10 protein-coding genes and 1 pseudogene are annotated in these 7,026 nt (G+C 62.5%); 6 read left to right on the top strand and 5 right to left on the bottom strand.

All coding sequences use genetic code 11. From position 1 onward, the window contains the following. A partial coding sequence (locus tag EOA86_RS15800) for a dihydroorotase (RefSeq protein ID WP_128342462.1) occupies window positions 1-820 on the top strand: 820 nt, incomplete at its 5' end. A 124-nt stretch (window positions 821-944) separates the two neighbouring features. Here EOA86_RS15800 and EOA86_RS15795 read toward each other — a convergent pair. The 4 genes from EOA86_RS15795 to EOA86_RS15780 form a co-directional block, all read right to left on the bottom strand. Further along, window positions 945-1,748 carry a hypothetical protein gene (locus tag EOA86_RS15795; RefSeq protein ID WP_164891774.1) on the bottom strand — a complete coding sequence of 268 codons (804 nt, stop codon included), beginning with the start codon at window positions 1,746-1,748 and terminating at the stop codon, window positions 945-947. Between the two features lie 102 nt (window positions 1,749-1,850). Continuing rightward, window positions 1,851-2,108, bottom strand: coding sequence for a hypothetical protein (locus EOA86_RS15790; protein ID WP_029354447.1), 258 nt, complete (start codon window positions 2,106-2,108; stop codon window positions 1,851-1,853). Window positions 2,109-2,416: 308 nt separating this feature from the next. Then, window positions 2,417-2,794, bottom strand: a complete 378-nt coding sequence (locus EOA86_RS15785) for a TIGR02301 family protein (RefSeq protein ID WP_128342458.1) — start codon at window positions 2,792-2,794, stop codon at window positions 2,417-2,419. 48 nt (window positions 2,795-2,842) lie between these two features. Next, window positions 2,843-3,262 carry an NUDIX hydrolase gene (locus EOA86_RS15780; protein WP_128342456.1) on the bottom strand — a complete coding sequence of 140 codons (420 nt, stop codon included), beginning with the start codon at window positions 3,260-3,262 and terminating at the stop codon, window positions 2,843-2,845. 177 nt (window positions 3,263-3,439) lie between these two features. Here EOA86_RS15780 and EOA86_RS15775 point away from each other — a divergent pair. Further along, a pseudogene (locus EOA86_RS15775) lies at window positions 3,440-3,859 on the top strand (SOS response-associated peptidase); the annotation flags it as partial. Between the two features lie 68 nt (window positions 3,860-3,927). Here EOA86_RS15775 and EOA86_RS15770 read toward each other — a convergent pair. Next, window positions 3,928-4,083 carry a hypothetical protein gene (locus EOA86_RS15770; RefSeq protein ID WP_082982528.1) on the bottom strand — a complete coding sequence of 52 codons (156 nt, stop codon included), beginning with the start codon at window positions 4,081-4,083 and terminating at the stop codon, window positions 3,928-3,930. Window positions 4,084-4,472: 389 nt separating this feature from the next. On the opposite strand from EOA86_RS15770, the gene cysS reads away from it, so the two are divergent. The 4 genes from cysS to EOA86_RS15750 form a co-directional block, all read left to right on the top strand. After that, the gene (gene cysS, locus EOA86_RS15765) at window positions 4,473-5,945 is read left to right on the top strand and encodes a cysteine--tRNA ligase (protein ID WP_128342454.1); all 1,473 of its coding nucleotides are present in this window, start codon (window positions 4,473-4,475) and stop codon (window positions 5,943-5,945) included. Further along, on the top strand, window positions 5,942-6,328 hold the full coding sequence (locus EOA86_RS15760) for a VOC family protein (protein WP_128342453.1): 387 nt from the start codon (window positions 5,942-5,944) through the stop codon (window positions 6,326-6,328). Before cysS ends, EOA86_RS15760 begins: the two co-directional genes overlap by 4 nt. A gap of 4 nt (window positions 6,329-6,332) precedes the next feature. Continuing rightward, window positions 6,333-6,824 carry a GFA family protein gene (locus EOA86_RS15755; protein WP_128342451.1) on the top strand — a complete coding sequence of 164 codons (492 nt, stop codon included), beginning with the start codon at window positions 6,333-6,335 and terminating at the stop codon, window positions 6,822-6,824. Beyond that, the coding region (locus EOA86_RS15750; RefSeq protein WP_206630032.1) for a GFA family protein at window positions 6,821-7,026 on the top strand (206 nt) is incomplete at its 3' end. The genes EOA86_RS15755 and EOA86_RS15750, both read left to right, overlap by 4 nt.

The following is a 7,026-nucleotide window of genomic DNA, read 5'->3' as shown; positions in this document are numbered from 1 at the left end:
GAAGAATACGCGCCGTCGGGCCGCCTTTCATTCCGAGGACGAGTTCCGGTTGCGCGAGCGGCTGAGTGAGCGCATCGAGGGCGATCCGTCCTCGCATCCGGTGTGGCGCGACGAGATCGCCGCCTTGCGCTGCACCGAGCGCCTGGTGCGCATCGCGCGCCAGGTTCGCGCCCGGATTCACGTGCTGCACATCTCTACCGCAGAGGAGATCGCCTTCCTCGAACAGCACAAGGACGTCGCGACCTGCGAGGCGACGCCGCATCACTTGACGCTGAGCCTGGACGATTATGCGCGGCTTGGCACGCTGATCCAGATGAACCCACCGGTGCGCGCATCGCGCCACCACGACGGCATCTGGCACGGCATTGCACAAGGCATTGTCGATGTGCTGGGTTCCGACCACGCCCCCCACACGCTGGCGGAGAAGGCAAAACTCTATCCTGCCTCGCCGTCCGGCATGACCGGCGTGCAGACACTGGTGCCGATCATGCTGGATCACGTCAATGCCGGCCGGCTGACGTTGCAACGTTTCGTCGACCTGTCCAGCCACGGCCCACAGCGTATCTTCGGCATGGCCAGGAAAGGCCGCATCGCCGCCGGCTACGACGCCGATTTCACCATCGTCGATCTGAAGCGCCGCGAAACCATCACCAATGCGCAGGCCGGCTCCAAGGCCGGCTGGACGCCCTATGACGGCAGAGAAGTAACCGGGTGGCCGGTCGGAACAGTCGTCCGCGGCCGCCGCGTGATGTGGGAAGGCGAGATCGTCACGCCAGGGCAGGGCAAGGCTGTGGAGTTTTCCGAGGCGCTGCCGGTCTAGAGCGGCGGACTTTCAAATCGATCGGACCGCCGGTCTATCTCTTTCTTTGAGCATCGGCTTTCCCAAAGCGGGGACCCACTCCGATGCTCTAAGCGGGCTTGAGGGTAGGAAAGGGCAATGCCGCTCAATCCCCGGCGACGAAGAATGTCCACTGTCCGTCCGGCGTGATGCCGACGCGGTAGAAGATGTAGGCGCCGAACTGCTTCATGCTGTCATAGTCGCCGGCGGTGACGATCTTGAACAGCTCGACCCGCTGCCTGGCGTCGAGCTTGTCCAGCGGCAGCGCGAAGAAATATGGCCAGACATAGAGCTCCTGCGGCGTGCCGGCATCGACATGGACATAGCCGGCACTGAGCACCTCTTCCAGGATGGCGAGGATCTCCTGGCCTTCCGTGTCGCCCGAAAGACCTTTCAGGAAGGTGATCGGGTCGCCTTCGATCTCGCTCAGCGACAATTGGGTCATCGTATCGCCCTGGCCGATCAACGGCCGGAGCTTTTCGATGTCGCCGCTCTTGCAGGCCTCGAGGATCAAATCGTGCATGCGCCTGACCGGCTCCGGCAGCTTGCCGAGATCATAGACGACCTCGGGCAAGGGTTCATCCGGATCGGCTTGCGGATTGGCCATGCCACCATCGTCTTTTGGCCCTTCCGGTTCGACCTGTTCCCGCTCGTCGGGGGGCCTCGGCTGGTTGGTCGCAGGCGGTGTCGTGCCGAGCGGATCGGGCATCGGCACCGCGGTTCCGGGCGGCGACATGTCGTCATCGGCGGGCGGCGTGACTGGCGAGGGCAGGTCCTCGCGCTTGATTTCACTCAGCGCATAAGCAGGGCTGCTTGCGAGGTAAAAAGCCAGAGGGACCGCGGCGCAAAAAGCGACGAGCCGGATGCTGAGGGCCAAGCCACGCGGCTGGCCTGACGTCGAAAAATTCACCGCCTGCCTCTCCATGATTCCGTCCAGATGCCCAGGCCCGCCCAGGTGCCCGGGGCATGACCGCCCAAGCGGCACGCCGTTGTCAAAGAGCCTGATGCCGGTTCAGTGCCGCAGCCGTCCTGGTTCGAAGGCCCCGGCTATCACCTTTTCACGCATGCGGTCGAGCAGGGCAAGGGCGGAGGTCTCGCCATTGGCGCGCAGCATTTCACCGAACGCCGTTTCAAGGGCCGCTTCGGCGATGATTTCCGGCTCGATTCCAGCCGAAAGCCCTTCCGCCCAGGCCTCGCTGTGGCTTTCCACGGCGGTCAGGCGCTTTTCTTCCCTGACCAGCGCGTCGATGTCGTTGACGGCATGTTCCATTGCGATGTCCACCCTTCTCAAGCGGCGATCCGGCAGATGCGGATCAGGCTTGGGCTGTCCCTTTTTACACGCAGGTTAAGTAAGTGCTTGTAAATACGACATTTCTAGGGTCGTTTCGACAAGGGCTCGTCACGTTTTTCAAACCTGCGTTCGATCCGATTCAAACTTAGCCGATTAGGCCGGCGAGCGGGATGAAAACCTTCAGTTTGAGTTAATTCCGCATCCGCGCCGTAACGTTTCGTTAACACCGTTGCAAAAGTGCAACACAAGGATTAAGGCGCCACCGGACAAGCAGCGAAGTGTCACGGTCAGTTGCCGTAGCGCGAGGCGATGTCGCGCGAGAGCGTCTCGCCCTCCTTCATATAGCGGCTAATGGCTTCGGTCGCCGAGGCGGTACACTGCGTGTAGGTGCCGCCGAAGGAGCGGTAGCCGCGGTTGAAGCTGGCGATGAAGCGGGCGCGCCGCTCCGCGTCCGGATTTTCCGAAGCAATCAGCTTCTCCATCTCGACCCGCCACTGGTCGCCCTTCTCGCCGCACAGATTACGCAGGAAATGCAGCGATCCAAGCACCTCCGCCAGCCGCATCAGCCCCGGCTCGAACGGCGACTCGGCGGCCAGAGCCGGCCGCGCCCCGAATGCCGTACTGGCGGCGAGGCAAGCTGCGAGGAAAAGCGATGCGCGGATCATGAGTCTATGTGGCCAAACAATCTGTCGCCTGCAAGGCGATTTTGGAGGTTACGCTCCTGCATTCCTGAGCAATTCTTCGGCAACGGCAAACACCGAAGCGGCAAGCGGCAGCGCCGTCATTTCGCTGAGCGTATAGAAGGCGGCGTTCTCGGCGTCGTCGCTGGCCACGGGCTCGCCGCCGGCATAGGTAGCGCCGAACACCGTCAGCAGATAGTCGACCGGGTGCCCGTCGCTGCCGCCGTCGATGTGGATTTCCCGAAGTGCGCGGTAGTTGTGCGCATGCAGCCCGGTTTCCTCCAGCAATTCGCGTTGCGCGGCTTGTTCCAGCGTTTCGCCGACCTCGACCTTGCCGCCTGGAAAGGCGTAAAATCCTTGCGAAGGCTGCCGCGCCCGCTTGACCAGCAGCACCGTGTTGCCGCGGACAATGGCAACCGAGACAGCCGGCAGAATCTTGCGCATTTCGTCCATGGATCTCCGATCGTCATTCGCTGCAGCCGGTGTGGACCGGTCGGCGTGAAGAAGCATTAGCGGTTGCGCGACGCCGGTTCCATCGCCACCTTCGCATCCGACCGTTTCACGAGTTTAGCTTATGTGCGGACGCTTTGCCTTGACCGCCACGCCGGACCAGACTGCCGCTTTTCTCGGCGTCAATCAGGCGGCAAGAGGGGGCAGCCCTATTGGGTGCGGCCGAGGCATGGCGGACTTGTCGCCTTCGCCGGGCTGATCGAGACCTATGCCGAGCCGGGCGGTTCCGAAATGGACACCGGCGCCATCCTGACCGTCAACGCCAATTCCGACATCGCCCATAGCCATGACCGGATGCCGGTAGTGATAGATCCGCAGGATTTCGCCCGCTGGCTGGATTGCCGCACCCTGGAGCCGCGCGACGTGGCGGACCTGCTCAGACCGGCACAGCTCGACTTCTTCGAGGCTGTCCCGGTTTCCGACCTCGTCAACGAGGTCGCCAACACCGGACCGGAGATTCAGGAAAGGGGCGTCGTGGGGCCGGAGCCCGAGAAGGCCAGGCGCCAGAATCCCGGCGCGGACGACAGTCAGATGACCTAGTTCTAGCAGCTATTTTCCTGGCACATTCGGCGCCTCATTGCCGGCGCATGGCGTCGGCTGACGTCGCATCAGGCAGCGCGCGGCGATGTGATCTTTTGCGCCGGCTTTTTCTTCTTCGCGGTATGGAGCAGGGCGGCGACGATGGCGGCCGGGCCGATCGCCCGGTATTGGCTGGCGAGCGCCGGTTGCTTCGCGCTGCTGGAGTCCTGCTTGGTTCGGGGCATTTTTCTCTTCCCTGGTAACGTCTTCGTGTCCGCGTTTGCTGGTCGAATCCGACCAAATCGTGACATCTGGTGATCTAGCCGGCGAATGTTTCATGACTGTGCCGAGATGTTTAATAAAATGTTTCACTGCGTCATTACCTGTGATCCGGCGACTCTTTTGCCGAAAGTTGCGACTTGACGGCAACACTGGGTGAGGCGATAAAGCCGCTCATGAGAACGTCTTTCGCCATTTGTGGCATTTGCATTATTGGCTAGCTTCGCGCTGGTCCGGACGTTTTCGCCTATCTTCCTTCTAGAGTGGACAAACGCCCCGGCCAGCAGGCTGGTGCCTGATTTGCGTCTCAGCGCAAGTGGCCCCAACCAAAAGGTAACGCACCGGGAAGGCACGAATGTCTGACGCATCGAAGGGCCTGCGCCTCTACAACACGCTGACGCGGACGAAGGAGGATTTCTTCCCGATCGATCCGCGCAATGTGCGCATGTATGTCTGCGGCCCGACGGTCTACGACTTTGCCCATATCGGCAACGCGCGGCCAGTGATCGTTTTCGACGTGCTGTTCCGTCTGCTGCGCCATCTCTACGGGCAAGCGCACGTCACCTATGTGCGCAACATCACGGATGTCGACGACAAGATCAATGACCGCGCACTGCGCGATTTCGGCGGCGAAATTGCCTCGGGAAAGCTGTCGCTGAACGAGGCGATCCGGCGCGTCACCGAAAAAACCGCCGACCAGTTCCACAAGGATGTGGCGACGCTCGGCTGCCTGGAACCGACGGTCGAGCCGCGCGCCACCGAATTCGTCGAGCCGCGCGCCGATGGCAAAGTCGACATGATCTCCTTGATTCAACGGTTGATCGAACGCCGCCATGCTTATGTTGCGGCAGGCGAAGTTCTGTTCGACACGGCCTCGATGCCGGACTACGGCCAATTGTCGAATCGCGATCTCGACGAACAGCAGGCCGGCGCTCGCGTCGCCGTCGATCCCCACAAGAAGAACCCTGGCGATTTCGTGCTGTGGAAGCTGTCCTCGCCGGAAGAGCCGGGCTGGGACAGCCCGTGGGGCAGAGGCCGGCCGGGCTGGCACATTGAGTGCTCGGCGATGTCGGCCGCCTATCTCGGCGAGGTCTTCGACATCCATGGCGGCGGGCTCGACCTGATCTTCCCGCACCACGAAAACGAGATCGCCCAGTCGCGCTGCGCCCACGGCACTGACGTGATGGCCAAGGTATGGATGCACAACGGCTTCCTGCAGGTCGAGGGGCAGAAGATGTCCAAGAGCCTGGGCAACTTCTACTCGATCAACGAGTTGCTGGAGACGGATACCTTTGGCGGCCGCAAATGGCCGGGCGAGGTGCTCAGGCTGGCGATGCTGATGACGCATTATCGCGAGCCGATCGACTTTTCCGTGCGCAAGCTGGAAGAGGCGGAAAACACGCTGCGCAAATGGAAGCGGGCGGCGGATCTGGCACCGGCGGCGGCAAAGCAATTGCCGGTGGAAGTGGTGGAAGCCCTGTCGGACGATCTCGCAACCTATTCTGCGTTCCAGGTGCTGACGCAGTTGGCCGGTGAGGCTGTAGATTTCAGTGCTGCCGGTGGCGGCAAGGCTGCCGCAGCGGGCAACGATGCTGCCGCTTCGCTGAAGGCGGCGTTGCTGTTCCTCGGCTTCGACGTCACGCCGACCAAGGTCGATGAAGACGCCATCGCCAGGGCGATCGCCAAACGGCTCGCACTGATCGCCGCCGGAAATTGGGCCGAGGCCGACCGCATCCGTGCCGACTTGCTGGCGCAAGGTATTCAGTTGAAGGACGGCAAAGACCCCGTCACCGGCGCCCGCATCACCACTTGGGAGGTAAAAAGATGATCGATCATCTTGGCATCACCGTTTCCGATTTCGACGCTTCCAAAGCGTTCTATGACAAGGCGATGGCGCCGCTCGGTGCCGCGCTCCTCTATATGGTGCCGCAGGAATATACCGGCGGCGCCAAGGTCGGCGGCTATGGCCGGGACCGGCCGGTGTTTTGGTTGCATCAAGGCAAGGACAAGCCGAAGGACCGTCAGCACGTCGCCTTCACTGCGCGCAGCCGCGCCGAGGTCGACGCCTTCTACGCAGCCGCAATCGCCGCCGGCGGCAAGGACAATGGCGGGCCAGGCCTGCGTCCGCACTATCACGCGAACTACTATGGCGCCTTTGTCTTCGACCCCGACGGCAACAATATCGAAGCCGTCTGCCATGCCGCGGAGTGAAGCAATGAGTCTAGACAACAGACCGGTCTACACAGGCGGTTGCCAGTGCGGCGCCGTGCGCTTCCGGGGCGAAGGCGCGCTGGGTGATGCCTCCGTCTGCCATTGCCGCATGTGCCAGAAAGCAAGCGGCAATTTCTACCTGCCGCTGGTGTCGGTGCGTGGCGCAAAATTCGACTGGACGCGCGGCGAGCCCAAACGCTTCCGCTCGTCCAACGCCGCATTGCGCGGCTTCTGCGCCGATTGCGGCACCCCGCTGACCTTCGAGGCGCCCGAGGGTATCGCGCTCGCCATCGCCGCCTTCGACGCTCCGCAGGAGATCGCGCCGACCATCCAGTGGGGTACCGAAGCAAAGCTCCCCTACGTCGACCGCATCCACACATTGCCCGGCGAGGACACGATGGCCGATATCTCGTCAGCCTCCTATCTCGCCGATCTCGTCTCCTACCAGCATCCCGACCACGACACCGAACAATGGCCGCCGGAGGAAAGATCATGACCGAAACCGTTCGAACCGGCGGCTGCCAGTGCGGCGCCGTGCGTTTCCGCATCCGTGGGGCGCTTGGGCGCCCGTCCATCTGCCATTGCCGTATGTGCCAGAAGCAGTTTGGTTCCTTCTTCGGCGCACTGGTGACGGTGCCCAAGGACGGCGTCGAATGGGTCCGTGAGGAGCCGAGCTATTTTCAGTCGTCGGTCAATAT

Source organism: Mesorhizobium sp. M5C.F.Ca.IN.020.32.2.1 (assembly GCF_004023105.1).
Classification (GTDB): domain Bacteria; phylum Pseudomonadota; class Alphaproteobacteria; order Rhizobiales; family Rhizobiaceae; genus Mesorhizobium; species Mesorhizobium wenxiniae.
This window is presented reverse-complemented; position numbering and strand designations above follow the sequence as displayed.